Source organism: Nocardia salmonicida NBRC 13393 (assembly GCF_001613085.1).
Lineage (GTDB): Bacteria > Actinomycetota > Actinomycetes > Mycobacteriales > Mycobacteriaceae > Nocardia > Nocardia salmonicida.
In genome coordinates, this window is the sequence record NZ_BDBR01000008.1 from 379,607 (window position 1) to 396,458 (window position 16,852).

Genomic DNA, 16,852 nt, shown 5'->3' on the forward strand with positions numbered 1-16,852 from the left:
ACGCGCGGGGGAGGGGGCGCGACCATTACCCTCTATCGGGTGGCGATATCCAAGGTCGAGCGGCTGATGAATCTGGTCATCGCGCTGCTGTCGACCAGGCAGTTCCTGAGCGCGGAACGTATTCGCGCCAGTGTGGCCGGTTACGAGGACTCCGCGACCGACGAGGCGTTCAGCCGGATGTTCGAGCGCGACAAGAACGAACTGCGTGATCTGGGCATCCCCTTGGAAGTCGGTCCGGTGGGAAGGTTCTCGACACTCGAGGGGTATCGGATCAACCGGGACGCCTACGAGCTGCCCGATATCGACCTGTCCAGCGAGGAAGCCGCAGCGGTCGCCGTCGCGGTGCAGATGTGGGCCTCGCCGGAACTGGCGGGGGCGGCCGAGGGCGCGCTGTTGAAGTTGCGCGCGGCCGGGGTCACCGTCGAGACCGACAACGTCGGGGTGTCGGTTCCCGCGGTGCCCGCGCGCACCCGCGGGTCGGAGCCGGTGCTGCGAGAACTGCTCGCTGCGATCGATGCGGGACAGGCGGTGCGTTTCGGCCACCACAGTGCCGTCACCGATCCGTTCGTGACCCGCGATGTCGAACCGTGGGGTGTGGTGACTCGGCACGGGCGCTGGTACCTCGTCGGGCACGACCGCGAACGTGACGCCGTTCGCACGTTCCGGCTGTCGCGGATCGGCGGCCAGGTGCGGCCGTACGGTCCGGTCGACGCGGTGCACAAGCCCGCGCACACCGATCTGCGCGCGATCGTCGACCGGGTCACCGGCGACGCTCCCGTCACCGGGTCGGCCACCGTGTGGGTCGCCAAGGGCCGTGGGCGCGAATTGCGCCGCATCGGCACCGAAGTCGAGACCCGCGATCTGGGCGGTCGCCCCGGCTCGGTGCTCGAGGTACCGGTCCGATCCAGGGACTGGGTGGCCCGGTTGATCACCGGCCTCGGTCCCGACGTCCTCGTTCTCGAACCACCGGAACTGCGCGCCGATGTGATGGACCGGCTACGGTCGGTACTCGACCACACGGAGGTCACGTCGTGAGTTCGCGCCTTTCCCTACGACTTTCGCGCCTGCTGAACATGGTGCCGTACTTGCTCGCGCACCCGGGTATCAGCGCGGCCGAGGCCGCCGCGGAACTGGGTGTCACCACCAAACAGCTGATGAGCGACCTCAACCAGCTGTGGATGTGCGGTCTGCCGGGCTACGGCCCCGGCGATCTGATCGACCTGTCGTTCTCCGAGGAGAGCATCGAGGTCACCTTCTCGGCCGGGATCGAACGGCCGTTGCGGTTGACCTCCACCGAGGCCACCGCGCTGCTGGTCGCCCTTCGCTCGATCGTGGAGATGCCGGGCATGGTCGACCCGACCGCCGCGCACGCCGCCATCGCCAAGATCGAATCGGCGATCGCCAGCACCGATGCGGTGGTCGCGGGCAAACCGGTCGAGGTCCCCGTCGAGAAGCCGGTGGTCGCGACCGTGCGCGCCGCGCTGGCCGACGCGCGGGCCCTGCGCCTGGTCTATTACTCCGCCAGCCGCGACGAGGTGTCCGAACGCGTCGTCGACCCGATTCGGGTGGTGCTGGTCGACAACAACAGCTACCTGCAGGCCTGGTGCAGGCAGGCCGAAGGCGTTCGCCTGTTCCGGTTCGATCGGATCGAGGACGCCACCGAACTCGACGAACCGGCCCACCCGCCGAGCCACGCCGCCACCGACGCGGCCGCACTCGACCTGTTCCAGGACGACCCCGACGTGCCGCTGGCCCGGCTGCGGATCCGCGCCGATTACGCGTGGGTGCTCGACCAGTACCCGATGCACCGCATCGAATCACGCGCCGACGGCAGCATCGAGGCGGGTATGCGCTTCGCCTCGCCGGACTGGATGGCCCGGCTGCTGCTCGGCTTCGGTACCGGCGTCACCGTGCTCGGGCCACCGGAACTGGTGACGGCGGTGCGCTCGCGCGCCGACGCCGCCCTGGCCGCCTACGCGGCCGCCGGACTGGTGGGGGAGACCGAACCCGCGTGAGTCAGCGAGTACTTGTCCTCGGTGCGGGCAGCGTCGGGGTGTTCATCGGCGGTCATCTGGCCGCCGCGGGCATGGAAGTGATCTTCGTCGGCCGTCAGCGGATCCTCGACGACATCGCCGAGCACGGCCTGCGCCTGACCGATCTGGACGGCGGATCGACCGAGGTCGCGCCCGACCGGTTCGGCCTCGCGCTCGAACCGGACGAACCCGAGTTGGCCGACCTGGTCCTGGTGACTGTGAAATCGGCCGACACCGCCGCCGCCGTCCGTGCCGTCGCGGGCCGATTACGCCCCGGCACGCCGGTGGTGAGCCTGCAGAACGGCATCGGCAACGCCGGCGTGATCAGAGAGATCCTGCCGACCAGCACCGCCCTGGCCGGGATGGTGATGTTCAACGTGGTGCACAGCGGTCGCGGGTGCTTCCACCGCGCCAGCGATGGCGACCTCGCGATCCAGGACGACAAGGTCGTCGACCGCTTCGCCGACGGTTTCCGGGCGGCGGGACTGCCGCTGCGCCGCCACCGCGACCTGCGTCCGGTGCAATGGGCGAAACTGCTGCTCAATCTGAACAACCCGATAAACGCGCTGTCGGGCAGGCCATTGCGCGAGGAGCTCGCCGAACGCGACTACCGCCGCTGCCTCGCCCTCACTCAGTCCGAAGCCCTCGCCGTGATGAACACTGCGCGAATTCGACCCGCGCAGCTCACTCCCGTTCCGCCCGAGTTGATGGTGCATCTACTGCGTGTTCCCGACGCTGTCTTCCGGCGGGTGTTCGGCCGGGTGCTCGCCATCGACCCGCTCGCGCGCTCGTCGATGGCCGATGACCTGGCACTCGGCCGGCGCACCGAAATCGCGTGGCTGTGTGGGGAAATCGTGCGCCTCGGCGAGATGGTGGGACACCCCACGCCGGTCAACCGGAAGTTGACGGAACTGATCAGGATCGCCGAGTCCGGCGATACCGCACGGTTCACCGGAAGCCGGTTGCTCGCCGAGCTGACCGGGGCGGCGGTCGCTGTCGCGGATTGAACGCGTGGCGAACACCGATGCAGCTGGGCGTCCGCCACGGTCCGAACACAGGTAGCATCGGTAATCACCACAGTCTTTGGAGGTATCTGATAATGGGCACGTTCAGCTGGACGCACCTGCTGATCATCGCGTTGCTGTTCGTTCTGCTCTTCGGCGCGAAGCGGCTTCCCGACGCGGCACGCGGTCTGGGCCGCTCGCTGCGCATCTTCAAGAGCGAGGTCGGACAGATGCAGGCGGAGTCGGCGACGTCCGACGCACCGCAGACCACCACGTCCACCCCCGCACCGCCGCAGCAGTTGTCCGCGTCCGCCCCGCAGGCGCAGACTCCGATCGTCGAACCGCAGCAGGGCCACAAAACCCTCTGACCTCGGCCATCACCCCGGGACGGATGCCACCGCCCCGGGGCGAAGTGCTGTCTGGTCACAAGTTGCCGCCGAGCATCCGCCGAACCGAGGGTTAGAGGCCACCACCCACCATGCGCATCCCGTTCGATCCCCGGCGCACCAAGCGCAGGACGAATCCCGACGGCACCATGTCGTTGGTCGAGCACCTGCAGGAACTGCGTACACGGCTGCTGCTCGCGCTGGCCGCGATCGCGGTGACCACCCTGATCGGCTTCTTCTGGTACGCGCACACGCTCTTCGGGATGGAGAGCCTGGGCGAAATCTTGCGTGGCCCCTACTGCGCGCTGCCCGCATCGGCGCGGGCGAGCCTGACCCCCGACGGCGCCTGTCGATTGCTCGCTACCGGACCCTTCGACCAGTTCATGCTCCGGTTGAAGGTCGGGTTCACCGCCGGTGTGGTGATCGCGACGCCGTTCTGGCTGTATCAGCTGTGGGCGTTCATCACCCCGGGGCTGTATGCCAAGGAACGCAGGTACGCGGTCGGGTTCGTGGTCACGGGTTCGGTGCTGTTCGTGACCGGCGCTGTGCTGGCCTATCTGGTTGTCTCGCACGCGTTGTCGTTCCTGATGACCATCGGCGACAACGTCCAGATCACCGCGCTCAGCGGTAATCAATACTTCGGGTTCATCATCCAGTTGCTGATCATCTTCGGCGTCAGTTTCGAGACGCCGTTGATCATCATCGGGCTGAACCTGGTCGGGGTGCTGCCCTACACCAAGCTCAAGGCCTGGCGGCGCGGGATGATCTTCGGCCTGTTCGTCTTCGCCGCGATCGTCACCCCGCAGGACCCGTTCTCCATGCTCGCGCTGGCGATCGCGCTGACCGTGCTGTTCGAGTTCGCGGTGCAGTTCGCACGGTTCAGCGACGCCCGCAAGGCCCGCCGGGAGGCGAAGGAGGGCTGGGGCCCGCTCGACGACGAACAAGCCTCACCGCTGGAGAACCCCGAACCGGTGGCGGCCACCGATCCGGTGGGCGAGCCGGAGAAAACCACGCGCCCGGTGTCGGACTACTCCGATACGCTCTGAGGGGTGACCGACACTCCGGGGCTGCCCAGCGAACTGGCGAAATTCGCCGGTGAAATCTCGTTCGATCTGGACCCCTTCCAGAGCACCGCGTGCGCGGCGTTGGAAGACGGGCACAGTGTGCTCGTGTGCGCCCCCACCGGTGCGGGCAAGACGATCGTCGGTGAGTTCGCCGTGCACATGGCCCTCGCCTCGGGCGGAAAGTGCTTCTACACCACGCCGATCAAGGCGCTGTCGAATCAGAAGTTCGCCGATCTCACCGCCCGCTACGGCCGCGACAGTGTCGGCCTGCTCACCGGTGACCAGTCGATCAACCCCGGCGCGCCCGTGGTCGTGATGACCACCGAGGTGCTGCGCAACATGCTCTACGCGTCCTCGGACTCGCTGCACGGACTGTCCTATGTGGTGATGGACGAGGTGCACTACCTGGCCGACCGATTCCGTGGCGCGGTGTGGGAGGAAGTGATCCTGCACCTGCCGCCGGATGTGCGACTGGTGAGCCTGTCGGCGACGGTGTCCAACGCCGAGGAATTCGGCGCGTGGATGGAAACCGTGCGCGGTGACACCGCGGTGGTGGTCGACGAGACCAGGCCGGTGCCGCTGTGGCAGCACGTGATGGTCGGTCGGCGGATGTTCGACCTGTTCGACACCAAGTCCAGCGATCGCAAGGTCGTCGTCGACGAAGACCTCGTACGGTTCATCCGTCAGCGCGAGAGCGCCGACCGGATGCACGGCTACGGCGGGCCGCGCGGTCGTGGCGGTCGCGGTGGCAACTTCCGTCCGCTGCCCCGGCCGGACGTCCTCGCTCGCCTCGACGAGGAAAACCTGCTGCCCGCGATCACGTTCATCTTCAGCCGCGCGGGCTGTGACGGCGCGCTGGCCCAGTGCCTGCGCGCCCGGCTCGATCTGAGTCGGCGCGGTGAGACCGAGCAGATCGACGAGATCATCGAGAAGCACACCGGCGATCTGCCCAAGGGCGATCTGGAGGTACTCGGCTTCTGGGAGTGGCGCGAGGCGCTGCACCGCGGCCTCGCCGCCCATCACGCGGGCATGCTGCCCGCGTTCCGGCACACCGTCGAGGAACTGTTCGTCAAGGGGCTGGTGCGCGCGGTGTTCGCCACCGAAACCCTGGCGCTCGGCATCAATATGCCCGCCCGCACCGTGGTCCTCGAGCGCCTGGTGAAGTTCAACGGTGAAACCCACGCCGAGCTCACTCCCGGCGAATACACCCAGCTCACCGGTCGCGCGGGCAGGCGCGGCATCGACGTCGAGGGTCACGCGGTGGTGCTGTGGCAGCCCGAGGTCGACACCAGCGCGGTCGCGGGTCTCGCCTCCACCCGCACCTATCCGCTGCGCAGCTCGTTCCGGCCCGGCTACAACATGTCGATCAACCTGATCGACCGCATGGGCGCCCAGGAGGCTCGAACCCTGCTCGAACGGTCGTTCGCCCAGTTCCAGGCCGACCGGTCGGTGGTGGGGCTCGTCCGTGGCATCGAACGCAACGAGGGCGCACTGCGCAAGCTGGAGAGTCAGCTCGGCGGCGTCGGCGGCGATTTCATGGAGTACCTGTCGCTGCGCGACCGGATCAAGCAGCGTGAGCGCGATATCCAGCAGCAGGGCCGAGCAGATCGACGCGGCGCGGCGGTGAAAGCGCTGATCGGCTTGCGTCGCGGCGACGTGGTGTCGATCCCGGTCGGCAAACGTTCCGGGCTCGCGGTGATCCTCGAACCCGACCAGACCCCCGGCGACCCGCGTCCGCTGGTGCTGACCGAGGACCACTGGGCCGGGCGTGTGTCCGCGGCCGATTTCCCGGAGCCCGCCGAAGCGCTCGGGCGGATGGATCTGCCGCGCCGGGTCGACCACCGCACCGCGCGCATTCGCCGCGATCTGGCCTCGGCGTTGCGCGGCACCGGGATCTCGGCTCCGCGCAGGGGCAAGCGCAACGACCGTGTTCGCGGCGGCGAAGATCGTCAACTCTCGACGCTGCGGCGCAGCCTGCGATCCCATCCCGCGCACGATCGTCCCGATCGCGAGCAACTGAGCCGCACCGGCGAGCGGTATTCGCGGCTCGCCCGCGAGACCGAGACGATGCGCCAGAAGGTTGCCGCGACCACGAACTCGCTGGCGCGCACCTTCGACCGGATCGTCGGACTGCTCGAGGAACGCGGGTTCGTCGCCCACGGTGAGGTGACCGCCGACGGCAGACGACTGGCCCGGATCTATGCCGAAAGCGATCTCGTGGTCGCCGAGGCCTTGCGTCAGGGTCTGTGGCGCGGACTCGGGCCCGCCGAGCTCGCCGCGGTGGTATCGACGCTGGTCTACGAATCGCGCCAGGAGACCGGCCTGCTGACGCCTGCGGGCCCGACCGATCCGATCCGCCGGGCGATCGCGGCCACCATCGAAGTGTGGTCGGACCTGCGCTCCGACGAGGCGCGGCACAAACTTCCACCCACCCGCGAACCCGATCTGGGGTTCGTCACCGGGGTGTACAAATGGGCGCGCGGTGACGCGTTGGCCGAGGCGTTGCTGGCCAGCGGCGACCAGGGCACCACGATGTCGGCGGGCGATTTCGTGCGGTGGTGCAGGCAGGTGATCGACCTGCTCGATCAGATCCACAACACCGCCGACGACCCCGAGGTCGCGTCCACCGCGGCCAAGGCGGTGCGCGCCGTGCGGCGGGGTGTCGTCGCGGTGGACGCCGCGTAGTCGGGACGTCTGTGATTTGATTTCTTCGCGTACCGACCGTGAGGCGGATGTCGTGCGAATGCGGCAGGCCCGGCGCGGGGGGCTACCGTATGGACTAATAATGCGAGTGGAGGCGAGTGGATGAGCGGCCCTTACGGACCGAACAACCCCGGGGAGGGGAATAACGATCCCACCCAGCACTGGGGGGGTCAGCAGGGGGCCGGTGGCGCCGGTCCCACCCAGCACTGGGGCGGCGCGCAGCAGCCGCCGCAACAGGGCGCCCAGCCAACCCAGCAGTGGGGCGATCCGAACCAGCAGCCGCAGCAGCACTGGGGACAGCAGCCCCAGCAGCCGCAGCAGCCGTGGGGTCAGCAGCCGCAGCAGGGTGGCGTGCCGCCGCAGCAACCGACCGGACCGCAGCAGCAGTGGGGTCAGACCCAGCCGCCTCCGCAGGACTGGAACAACCAGGCCGCCAACCCGCAGCAGCAGTGGGGCCAGCAGCCCCCGCCGCAGCAGCAGTGGGGCCAGCAGCCCGCACCGCAGCAGCAGTGGGGCCAGCAGCCGCAGCAGTCCTCCGGCGGCAAGAGCAAAGGTCTGATCATCGGGCTCATCATCGCGGGCGTGCTCGTGGTCGCCGCGGTCATCGGCCTGCTCCTGGTCGTGTTCTCCTCCGACGAACTCGACAACGTGGCCGTGCAGGACGGTGTCTCGCGCGTGCTGAAGGACTCCTACGGCATCGCCGACGTCTCCGATGTCAGCTGCCCGTCCGGTCAGGCCGTCGAGGTCGATGCGACCTTCACCTGCGACCTGAAGGTCAGCGGTGAGGCGAAGAAGGTCACCGTCAAGATCACCAAGGACGATGGCACCTACGAGGTCGGCCGCCCCAACTAGGCGCTCGCACTACGTTTTCCGGGCCGTCCGCGACTACGCGGGCGGCCCGGTGTCGTTCACCGGGGCAGCGTCGGCTCGCCTCGGCCGGGTCAGTCGGCGTGTGCCGCGGTCAAGGCGGTGACCAGCCGGGTGATCGGGCTCTCGGCGTTGTACTCGGTAGCCAACGCGAGCAGCCGGTCGGGGTCGACGGGGGTGGCGGGCAACACATCCGGACGCGACAGGATGACATCGGCGTCGCGGACCACCCGCACCACCGGTGCGGCGACCTTCAGATAGTCCTGCGCGGCAACGAGTTTCGCGCGCACACCCTTGGCGATATCGGAACCCGGATCGGCGACGGCGTCCATGAGCGCGTCGAGCGAGCCGAACTTCGTGATCAGCTGGGCGGCGGACTTGTCGCCGATGCCCGCCACGCCGGGCAGGCCGTCGGAGGCATCGCCGCGCAGCGTCGCCATGTCGGCGTAGGCCGGGCCCGCATTCTGTTCGGGCACACCGTATTTCGCTGACAGTTCCGCGGGGCCGAACAGTTCGGCCTTGGCCAGGCCACGGCCGACGTAGAGCACCCGGACCGGTGGGGCGGGCTCGTCGCGCACCAACTGCAGCAGGTCGCGGTCACCGCTGACGACGACAACCGGATCGGTGCGCTCCCTGCTCGCGAGGGTGCCGAGCACATCGTCGGCCTCCAGGCTTTCCGCGCCGCCGGTGGCGATGCCCGCCGCGGCCAGCACCTCGAGGATCATCTCGACCTGCGGGGTGAGGGTGTCGGGCACCTCCTCGGCGCCGGGTGCCGCACTGGTGCTCGTGTCGAGCCGATGCGCCTTGTACGAGGGCACGAGGGCCACCCGGAACGGAGGGCGCCAATCGAGATCGAGACCGACGACGAGCCTGCTCGGGCGATGCTTGGTGACCAGCGAGGCCACCATGTCGGTGAATCCGCGCAACGCGTTCACCGAGCGGCCGTCCGCGCCCCTGAGCTTGTCGGGGATGGCGTAATAGGCGCGGAACCAGAGGCTGGCGCCGTCGAGGATCAACAGGGGTCCACGGGTGCTCTCGTCAGCGGTCACCCGCTGATTGTGCCCCGAGCCACCGACACCGTGCCCGTGGCCGTGCCGACGGGCTTCGGTGGCTGGCGTCGGCTCGGGGCGGGTAACGTCGGATCCTATGAGCGCGCACACGGATGCCAGGTTCGCGGCGAAGGTCTACGGTCAGCGTCTGGAGCGGGCGGTCGAGTTGATGCGGGCGGCGCATCTGGACGCCCTGCTGATCACTCCGGGCCCCGACCTGCGCTACCTGATCGGTTCGGCCGCGGACTCCTACGAGCGGCTCACCTGCCTGGTGATCCCGGCCGACGGCTCGACGCCGGCGGTAGTGATCCCGAAACTCGAGTTGGCCTCCCTCAGTGATTCCGCGGCGGGCGAACTCGGCTTGCGGGTACTGGACTGGGTCGACGGCGTCGATCCGTACCAACTGGTTCGCTCGATTCTGCATGCAGGTTCCCGTATCGCGGTCGCCGACGCCATGCCCGCCCTGCACCTGATCCCGCTCGCCGAATCGACCACCGGGCTGCCCGCCTCGGCCACACCGGTGCTGCGTGAGTCGCGAATGATCAAGGACGACGCCGAGATCGACGCGCTGCGCCGAGCGGGTGCTGCCATCGACCGCGTGCACGCGCGGATGGGCGAATTCCTGCGGGCGGGTCGCACCGAGGCCGAGGTGAGCGCCGACATCACCGCCGCGATCGTCGAGGAAGGCCATACCGAGGCGGCGTTCGTCATCGTCGGCAGTGGCCCGCACGGCGCCGATCCGCACCACGAGGTATCCGATCGCGTCATCGAACAGGGCGACGTGGTCGTCATCGATATCGGCGGCCCGGTCGAGCCCGGCTACTACTCCGACTCGACCCGCACCTACGTGCTCGGAACCCCGAGCCCGCAGATCGTCGAACAGGTGGCGGTCCTCGAGGCCGCCCAGGCCGCCGCGGTGGCGGCGGTGCGGCCAGGGGTGAGCGCGGAGTCCATCGACGCCGCCGCCCGCGCCGTGCTCACCGACGCGGGCCTCGGCGAGGCTTTCATCCATCGCACCGGCCACGGCATCGGCCTGTCGGTGCACGAGGAGCCCTACATCGTGGCGGGCAACGACCTGGTGCTCGAACCGGGCATGGCGTTCAGCATCGAACCCGGCATCTATTTCCGCGGCGAATGGGGCGCGCGGATCGAGGATATCGTGGTCGTCACCGACAACGGTGGGGAGTCGATGAACAACCGGCCGCACGGTCTGACGGTGTTGTAAGCGGCACAGGCTATTTCAGCGTGCTCGACGACAGCACTCGGCGCACCTGGATCGCGACGACGACCCGTGTCGGATTCTCGCGCGGCACCCGGTAGCGCTCGGTGTAGCGGCGGACGGCCTCGGCGACGTCGGCGCTGTCGTCGAGCACCGTCGCCGGTCCTTCGAGGGTGAGCCAGCGCGGCCCCTCGACCTGGCTCACCGCCGCGTAGCCGCCGCGCGCGGCATTGCGCGCCTTCACCGACGCGCCGTCGGTGATCACGCGGGCGATCCCGCTCTCGGGATCCCAGGTGAATCCCACCGCGACCACGTGGGGGGTGCCGTTGGCGCGCAGCGTGGTGAGCGTGGCCAGGTGCCGCTCGGTGACGAACTCGAGTGCGGCGGGGGACAGCTGTGCGGTGGTGGTCGGCATACCGGAAACGGTAGCCGGGCCGACCAGCGATGACCCCCTCGGGTTTCGGGGCGGGCCGAATCCGACCACCTCGGCCGGATGACAGACTGGCGCCATGGGAATGCAGCAGAACGACGGGCCGGTCCTGGTCCTGGGCGGGCGCAGTGAGATCGGCCTCGAGGTGGCGACCAGGCTGGCACCCGGACGGGTGGTGATCCTGGCGGCCCGTCGCGCCGACGCGTTGGACGCCGAGTCCGAGCAGGTGCGCGCGGCGGGCGCGACCGCCGTACACACCGTGGAATTCGACGCCGACGAGACGGCCACCCACGCGCCGCTGCTCGACAAGCTCGCGGCCGAGCACGGTGGCATCGCGACCGCGGTGCTCGCGTTCGGAGTCCTCGGCGATCAGGACCGTGCCGAACACGACCCGGCGCACGCGGTGGCCGTCGTGCACACCGACTACGTCGCCCAGGTCAGCGTCCTGACCACCCTGGCTAACCTGATGCGCACGCAGGGCTCCGGGCAGATCGTCGTCTTCGGCTCCATCGCGGGCGTCCGCGTGCGCCGGGCGAACTATGTCTACGGTTCGGCCAAAGCGGGCCTGCACGGCTTCGCCAGCGGCCTCGGCGACGCCCTGCACGGCACCGGCGTGCAGCTGCTGCTGGTGCGCTCGGGCTTCGTGATCGGCCGAATGACCACCGGTATGGACCCGGCCCCCATGTCCAGTACCCCCGGCCAGGTCGCCGACGCCGTCGTCCGCGGCCTCGGCAAGGGCGCGACCCGAGTGGTGGTGCCCGGTCGGCTGTCGCTGGCATTCTTCGTGATGGGCCTGATCCCGCAATCCGTCTGGCGCCGGATGCCACGGTGACCGAGACGGAAGCCGCCGGCTGGACCGGCGAGCCGATCATCGTGGCAGGCATCGGCGCCGATGGCTGGTCCGGGCTGGGGCAGACGGCCCGACAGGCGGTCAGCGACTGCGACGTGGTGTTCGGATCCCCGCGTCAACTGGCGCTGCTCCCGGCGAGCGATATCGAACGCGTGCCGTGGCCGACGCCCCTGTTGCCCGCGCTGCCGGAGTTGTTCGCGCGCAACGCCGATCGGCGCATCAGCGTCCTGGCCAGCGGTGATCCCATGTTCTACGGCATCGGCGTCACCCTGGCCCGCCGGTTCGGCCCGGCGGCACTGCGGGTGTTCCCGCAGCCCTCCTCGGCATCGCTGGCATGCGCCCGGCTCGGGTGGCCACTGGCCGAAACTCCGGTGGTGAGCGTGGTTGCCCGGCCATTGCCCACCGTTCTGCCCGAATTATCCGAAGGTCGGAGGATTCTCGTTCTCAGCGAGGACGAGACCACGCCGAGAAGAATCGCGGAATTGCTGCGCGACAACGGGTTCGGCGCCTCGACCGTGACCGTCCTCGAACAACTCGGCGGCCCCGCCGAACACCTGCGCGCCGGTCCCGCGGCCGCGTGGCCGCACCCCAGTGGCGACCCACTCAACATCGTCGCCATCGACTGCCGTGCCGATCCCGACACACGCCGCGACACGCGCCTGCCCGGCTTGGCCGACACCGCCTTCGCCGGTGACGGCCAGCTCACCAAAGCCGAGGTCCGCGCGCTCACCGTCACCGCTCTCGCCCCGGCACCGGGGGAAATGCTGTGGGATATCGGCGGTGGCTCGGGCAGCATCGCCATCGAATGGTGTCGCACCCATCCGCTGTGCCGCGCCGTCACGTTCGAACGACTGCCCGCCCGTCGCGAACAAATCGCGACCAATATCCACGCGCTCGGGGTGCCGGGAATAACGATCCGCGGCGAAGTGCGCTCAGAGTTAGCCGAAGAAACGATCACGGCGCCCGACGCCATCTTTCTCGGTGGCGGCCTCACCCAGGACGGCATGTTCGAGCGGTGCTGGCAACGCCTGCGCCCCGGTGGCCGCCTCGTCGCCAACGCGGTCACCGCGGAATCGGAAGCGCTGCTGCTCGACTGGTCTGCCAGGTTCGGCGGGACCCTGCGCAAATTCCAGATCTATCGAGGCGAACCGCTCGGCGGGTTCACGGCCTGGCGACCGCACCTGCCGGTCGCCCAGTGGATTGTCCGAAAACCCGCTGGTCGCCGGAGTGTGGACACGTAATTACGATCACGATCAGATCACGCGCAGATCACGATGAATCCGTTGTCGCAGGGTCCGCGCGCCGGAAAAGTTTCGGACCGAACGTGTAGAACCGAGGGCTCGGGGGTAGGGTCGTTGCCGTTCCGGGTAATCCCCCCGGTTCGTTTTTCCACGATGGAGAGTTACATGAAGTACTCGAAGTTCGATGGCGATGCTGGTGCCGATGATTTCGGAGGGTTGTCCTGAGAGTTCTGATCCTCGGCGGCACCGGTGAAGCCAGGGAGTTGGCGCGCAGAGCGTCCGGCGAGCGTGGACTCGACATAGTGTCCTCCCTCGCGGGTCGGGTCGCCAACCCGCGGCTGCCGGTCGGAGCGGTCCGCGTGGGTGGGTTCGGTGGTGTCGAGGGCCTCCGAATGTGGCTACGCGAGAACGCGATCGACGCTGTCGTGGACGCCACTCATCCCTTCGCCGCGAAGGTGAGCGCGCACGCGGCCACGGCCGCGGCCGACCTGGACATCCCCGCGCTGCATCTGCGCCGCCCGGAGTGGGTGCAGCGGCGCGGCGACCTGTGGACCAGAGTGCCCGATCTCGCGTCGGCGGCCGCGGCTCTGACCGCCCGCGACGAACAGGTGCTGCTGACCATCGGCCGCCAGGGGGTCGGCGCGTTCGTCGGGTGCACGGGGCACGGCTTCGTCATCCGCTCCATCGACGCCCCCGAAGTCCCGCTGCCGCCGCGCTCCAAACTGCTGCTGGCGCGTGGGCCGTTCACTTTCGACGAAGAACTCGTGCTGATGTCGCGCCATCGCATCGATGTGCTGGTCACCAAGAACAGTGGCGGTGAGCAGACCGAGGCGAAGATCTTCGCCGCCCGTACCGCGGGTCTACCGGTGATCATGGTCGACCGGCCGCCGCTGCCCACGGGCGCGGTCACCGTGGCCGAGGTCGGCGACGCTGTCGAGTGGTTGCGCGAGTCCGCCTCGCACCGGGTGCGCTGAACTCGGTCAGTGGGGCTGTGGCGGTGTGAAGATCGTCGGCAACTGGTCGAACCAGTGCAGAACCGCTCGCTCGTAGGCGATGCCGAACTCTAGGGTCGCTCGCTGGTGCGGCGCCAGGGCGGTTTCGTCCTCGTCGAGGTAGCGGTCGAGGCGATCTTGATGAATGTTCTTGTTGGCGGCGATGATTCGATCGCGATGAGCCGGATCCAGGTGCTCGCCGAAGGACAGCGTGAGCAGCAGCGGCACCCGGATGGTCTCGGCGCCCGGGTCGCGCCCGATCCACTCGGCGAACGCGTCGCGCCCGATATCGGTGATCCGGTACGGCGTGCGCTCCCTGGCGCCGCGTTCGCCCTTGGTCACCAAGCCCGCGGCGTCCATCGTGGACAGTTCGCGGTAGACCTGGCTCTGCGTGATAGTCCAGAAGTCGCCGATGCGTTGCTGGGCCTGTGTGGCGAGATCCCAGCCCGACTTCGGGCCCTCGTGCAGGAACCCGAGTAGCGAGGCCGCGGTGGAGTTCAGCGGGCGGCGTCGTGTCGCGATATCGGTCAACGGTCAACTCCCTTCGAACTACATTCCTAAGTGGAATGTTACGCCTGAGTCGGCGGTCCACCAATAGTGCCGGTGTTGCGGTGTGTTCGCCGGACCGGGGTGCGGCGGTGGTGTTCGCGCGCTGAGCACCACCGCCGCGGTGATCGACCCGTCAGGCTCAGGCCAACGCGAGGTTCACGACGTCACCGTCGGCCAGTTCGTAGGACGCCAGGGTATTGGAGTCCTCGAGCTTGACCTCGCTCTCGGTGACGAGCTGCTGCTCGGCCGCCGGAACGCCGGTCTGTTCCTGGATGAGGGCCTTCAGATCCTTGACGGTCGCCGTGGTGTCGACATCGACCGCGATGGGCTCGCCGTCCAAGCCGTTGACCGTCAAAGTGATGCTGGTCGCGTTCTCGGCGAGGGGAAGCCCGGGCAGACTCGGCAGGCCGGGCAAGCCGGGTGCCGCGGGAGCGGCGGGTGCCGCCGGCGCTTCGGGAGCGGCGGGTGCCGCGGGTGCCGCGGGCGGGGCCGGTGGGGCCGGCTGGGCCGACGCGATCCCGGCGACGGGAACCGCCATGGCGGCGGCGATCAGGCCGACCGTCACGCCGCGCCGTAATCGGGTACCGAGGGCGTTCTGTGCGTGGTGCTGAACTCTCATCGTGGTGAATCCTTTCATCGTCCACGGGGGACGCGTTGGGGAATCGAACCAGGAAACGAGCAGTCACACTGTTGTGCACGCGGGCAAGCCCGCGGAACCAGTGTGCCATCGCACGTGCGTCTCGTCTGGCCGCGCGGACCACGCGGGTCGCCGGGGATCGCGGTGGTTGCGGTCGGTCGTGGGGTCGCCGGAGCGACCGCCGTGTGGATTCGACGGCCGCTCGGTGCAGGTACCGACCGTGCGGTTTGCTGAATGTCCGCTGCGGACTATCGGCTCTCCACCGACCCGTATCTGCGCGAGGTGAAAACGCGGGTGCCCTCCGGCGTGTCGAAGGTGGTGGTGGTCGACGATCCGATGATCAGCAAGGTGCGCATGTCCACCTCGTCCGGCTCGAGTTCGCCCAGGGTGGTCACCCGGACCGATTCGGTGGGCCCGCCGACATCGCGGCCGAGGACCACCGGCGTCTGCGGTGGGCGATGTTCGAGCAGCACCTCACGCATGGCGGCGACCTGCCAGCGCCGTTGCGAGGAGGCCGGGTTGTAGATCGCGATGGCCATGTCGGCCGCGGCCACCGCCGAAAGGCGTTGTGCGACAACATCCCACGGCTTGAGCCGGTCCGACAGCGAGATCATCGCGTAGTCGTGCCCGAGCGGGGCGCCGACGCGGCTCGCCACCGCGTTGGCGGCTGTCAGTCCGGGCAGCACCCGCACGGGGACGTTCTTGAACTGCGGCTCGGCCGACACCTCGAGCACGGCCGCCGCCATGGCGAACACGCCGGGGTCGCCGGAGGAGACGACAGCGACGCGAGCGCCGCGCTTGGCGAGGTCGAGCGCCATCGCGGCCCGCTCGGATTCGACCTTGTTGTCGCTGGCGTGCCTGCGCTGACCGGTCCGCTCGGGCACCCGATTGATGTAGGTGGTGTACCCGACGAGGTCTGTCGCCGCGGCCAACGCGGCGCTGACCTGCGGCGTCGTCCAGTCCGCGGCACCAGGACCGAGACCGACCACCACCACTTCGCCGGGTTCGACATCGGGCGCGGTCGTCGCGCCACTGGACGCCACGGCCGCATCGTGGGCGGCGGGCCGCTCGTGGGAATTCGCGCCGCGAGCGGGAATCGGCGTGGTGGGTGTGGGACCGGGGACGAGGGTGATCGAGAAGTACGGCACGTCCGCCTCGTCGACGTCGGCCGCGGCGAGTACCCGCTGACGGGTGCTGCTCGCGCGTTCTACGTAGTACGCGTCCTTCAGCCGACCGGACTCCGACAGCGCCTGGCGCACACCGGGAAACGTGCGCCCCAGCTTCATGATCGCGGCGGCGTCGGTCTCGCGCAGGCGCTGGGTCAGCTCGTCGACGGGCATGGTGCCGGGCAGCACCGTGAGCACCTGCTCGCCCTCCACGAGGGGAGTGCCCAGCGCCGCCGACGCCGCGCTGACCGAGGTGATGCCGGGAACGATCTCGGCATCGAACCGGTCGGCCAGCCGCCGGTGCATGTGCATATAGGAGGAGTAGAACAGCGGATCACCGGCGGCGAGCAGCGCGACGGTGCGCCCCGCGTCCAGGTGGGCGGCCAGCCGCGCGGCCGCCTGCTCGTAGAACTCGTCGATCGCGCCCTGATACCCACCGGGATGATCGGTGGTCTCCACCGTCACCGGGTAGACGAGGTGCTCCTCGATCTGTCCCGCGCGCAGGTACGGCGCCGCGATGGCGCGGGAGATGCTGCGCCCGTGCTTGGCGCTGTGGAACGCGACCACATCGGCTTCGGCGATGAGCCGGGCGGCCTTCACCGTCACCAGTTCGGGATCGCCGGGTCCGAGGCCGATACCCCACAATTTGCCGGTGCTGATCT

General features: G+C 69.0%; 16 protein-coding genes. 11 read left to right on the forward strand and 5 right to left on the reverse strand.

Translation table 11 applies throughout. The annotated features are described in order from the left end of the window. The first annotated feature begins 39 nt into the window (after window positions 1–39). The 7 genes from NS1_RS09595 to NS1_RS09625 all read left to right on the forward strand — a co-directional run bounded on the left by NS1_RS09595 (window position 40) and on the right by NS1_RS09625 (window position 8,042). Window positions 40–1,035 carry a helix-turn-helix transcriptional regulator gene (locus NS1_RS09595; RefSeq protein ID WP_082843757.1) on the forward strand — a complete coding sequence of 332 codons (996 nt, stop codon included), beginning with the start codon at window positions 40–42 and terminating at the stop codon, window positions 1,033–1,035. Continuing rightward, window positions 1,032–2,015: a helix-turn-helix transcriptional regulator gene (locus tag NS1_RS09600; RefSeq protein ID WP_062983423.1), complete on the forward strand. Its 984-nt coding sequence runs from the start codon at window positions 1,032–1,034 to the stop codon at window positions 2,013–2,015. The genes NS1_RS09595 and NS1_RS09600 overlap by 4 nt, the downstream gene beginning before the upstream one ends. After that, window positions 2,012–3,040, forward strand: coding sequence for a 2-dehydropantoate 2-reductase (locus NS1_RS09605; RefSeq protein WP_062983425.1), 1,029 nt, complete (start codon window positions 2,012–2,014; stop codon window positions 3,038–3,040). The genes NS1_RS09600 and NS1_RS09605 overlap by 4 nt, the downstream gene beginning before the upstream one ends. 92 nt (window positions 3,041–3,132) lie before the next feature. Further along, window positions 3,133–3,405: a Sec-independent protein translocase subunit TatA gene (gene tatA, locus NS1_RS09610; RefSeq protein ID WP_062983426.1), complete on the forward strand. Its 273-nt coding sequence runs from the start codon at window positions 3,133–3,135 to the stop codon at window positions 3,403–3,405. Window positions 3,406–3,515: 110 nt separating this feature from the next. Then, window positions 3,516–4,469 carry a twin-arginine translocase subunit TatC gene (gene tatC, locus NS1_RS09615; RefSeq protein ID WP_062983427.1) on the forward strand — a complete coding sequence of 318 codons (954 nt, stop codon included), beginning with the start codon at window positions 3,516–3,518 and terminating at the stop codon, window positions 4,467–4,469. A 3-nt stretch (window positions 4,470–4,472) separates the two neighbouring features. Beyond that, window positions 4,473–7,172 (forward strand): DEAD/DEAH box helicase, encoded by a 2,700-nt coding sequence (locus tag NS1_RS09620; RefSeq protein WP_056809855.1) that lies wholly within the window; start codon window positions 4,473–4,475, stop codon window positions 7,170–7,172. Between the two features lie 120 nt (window positions 7,173–7,292). Beyond that, window positions 7,293–8,042, forward strand: a complete 750-nt coding sequence (locus tag NS1_RS09625; protein ID WP_062983428.1) for a DUF4333 domain-containing protein — start codon at window positions 7,293–7,295, stop codon at window positions 8,040–8,042. A gap of 89 nt (window positions 8,043–8,131) precedes the next feature. Here the strand turns inward: NS1_RS09625 and NS1_RS09630 are convergent, their stop codons facing one another. Further along, entirely contained in the window at window positions 8,132–9,106 is a 975-nt protein-coding gene (locus tag NS1_RS09630) for a 5'-3' exonuclease (protein WP_062983429.1), read from the reverse strand. A gap of 97 nt (window positions 9,107–9,203) precedes the next feature. On the opposite strand from NS1_RS09630, the gene NS1_RS09635 reads away from it, so the two are divergent. Next, complete coding sequence (locus tag NS1_RS09635) at window positions 9,204–10,331, forward strand: M24 family metallopeptidase (RefSeq protein WP_062983431.1); 1,128 nt, start codon at window positions 9,204–9,206, stop codon at window positions 10,329–10,331. A gap of 10 nt (window positions 10,332–10,341) precedes the next feature. Here the strand turns inward: NS1_RS09635 and NS1_RS09640 are convergent, their stop codons facing one another. Then, a complete protein-coding gene (locus NS1_RS09640) occupies window positions 10,342–10,740 on the reverse strand; it encodes a TIGR03618 family F420-dependent PPOX class oxidoreductase (RefSeq protein WP_056809846.1) in 399 nt (132 codons plus the stop codon). Window positions 10,741–10,834: 94 nt separating this feature from the next. On the opposite strand from NS1_RS09640, the gene dprE2 reads away from it, so the two are divergent. The 3 genes from dprE2 to NS1_RS09655 all read left to right on the forward strand — a co-directional run bounded on the left by dprE2 (window position 10,835) and on the right by NS1_RS09655 (window position 13,820). Beyond that, a complete protein-coding gene (gene dprE2, locus NS1_RS09645; RefSeq protein WP_157125142.1) occupies window positions 10,835–11,587 on the forward strand; it encodes a decaprenylphospho-beta-D-erythro-pentofuranosid-2-ulose 2-reductase in 753 nt (250 codons plus the stop codon). Continuing rightward, window positions 11,566–12,846 carry a bifunctional cobalt-precorrin-7 (C(5))-methyltransferase/cobalt-precorrin-6B (C(15))-methyltransferase gene (locus tag NS1_RS09650; protein ID WP_062983433.1) on the forward strand — a complete coding sequence of 427 codons (1,281 nt, stop codon included), beginning with the start codon at window positions 11,566–11,568 and terminating at the stop codon, window positions 12,844–12,846. The genes dprE2 and NS1_RS09650 overlap by 22 nt, the downstream gene beginning before the upstream one ends. Before the next feature lie 221 nt (window positions 12,847–13,067). Further along, window positions 13,068–13,820 carry a cobalt-precorrin-6A reductase gene (locus tag NS1_RS09655; RefSeq protein WP_062983436.1) on the forward strand — a complete coding sequence of 251 codons (753 nt, stop codon included), beginning with the start codon at window positions 13,068–13,070 and terminating at the stop codon, window positions 13,818–13,820. Between the two features lie 6 nt (window positions 13,821–13,826). Here NS1_RS09655 and NS1_RS09660 read toward each other — a convergent pair whose 3' ends face one another. The 3 genes from NS1_RS09660 to cobJ all read right to left on the reverse strand — a co-directional run bounded on the left by NS1_RS09660 (window position 13,827) and on the right by cobJ (window position 16,850). Further along, window positions 13,827–14,369, reverse strand: coding sequence for a PadR family transcriptional regulator (locus tag NS1_RS09660; RefSeq protein ID WP_056809840.1), 543 nt, complete (start codon window positions 14,367–14,369; stop codon window positions 13,827–13,829). Between the two features lie 157 nt (window positions 14,370–14,526). Continuing rightward, window positions 14,527–15,006, reverse strand: a complete 480-nt coding sequence (locus tag NS1_RS09665) for a ubiquitin-like domain-containing protein (RefSeq protein ID WP_169812761.1) — start codon at window positions 15,004–15,006, stop codon at window positions 14,527–14,529. A 266-nt stretch (window positions 15,007–15,272) separates the two neighbouring features. Beyond that, window positions 15,273–16,850, reverse strand: a complete 1,578-nt coding sequence (gene cobJ / locus NS1_RS09670) for a precorrin-3B C(17)-methyltransferase (RefSeq protein ID WP_062983570.1) — start codon at window positions 16,848–16,850, stop codon at window positions 15,273–15,275. Window positions 16,851–16,852: the final 2 nt, after the last annotated feature.

Coding starts and splice junctions, on each gene's coding strand:
- tatA (WP_062983426.1), top strand. CDS start 3,133: ATGGGCACGTTCAGCTGGACGCACCTGCTGATCATCGCGTTGCTGTTC.
- tatC (WP_062983427.1), top strand. CDS start 3,516: ATGCGCATCCCGTTCGATCCCCGGCGCACCAAGCGCAGGACGAATCCC.
- NS1_RS09625 (WP_062983428.1), top strand. CDS start 7,293: ATGAGCGGCCCTTACGGACCGAACAACCCCGGGGAGGGGAATAACGAT.
- NS1_RS09635 (WP_062983431.1), top strand. CDS start 9,204: ATGAGCGCGCACACGGATGCCAGGTTCGCGGCGAAGGTCTACGGTCAG.
- NS1_RS09640 (WP_056809846.1), bottom strand. CDS start 10,740: ATGCCGACCACCACCGCACAGCTGTCCCCCGCCGCACTCGAGTTCGTC.
- dprE2 (WP_157125142.1), top strand. CDS start 10,835: ATGGGAATGCAGCAGAACGACGGGCCGGTCCTGGTCCTGGGCGGGCGC.
- NS1_RS09665 (WP_169812761.1), bottom strand. CDS start 15,006: ATGAGAGTTCAGCACCACGCACAGAACGCCCTCGGTACCCGATTACGG.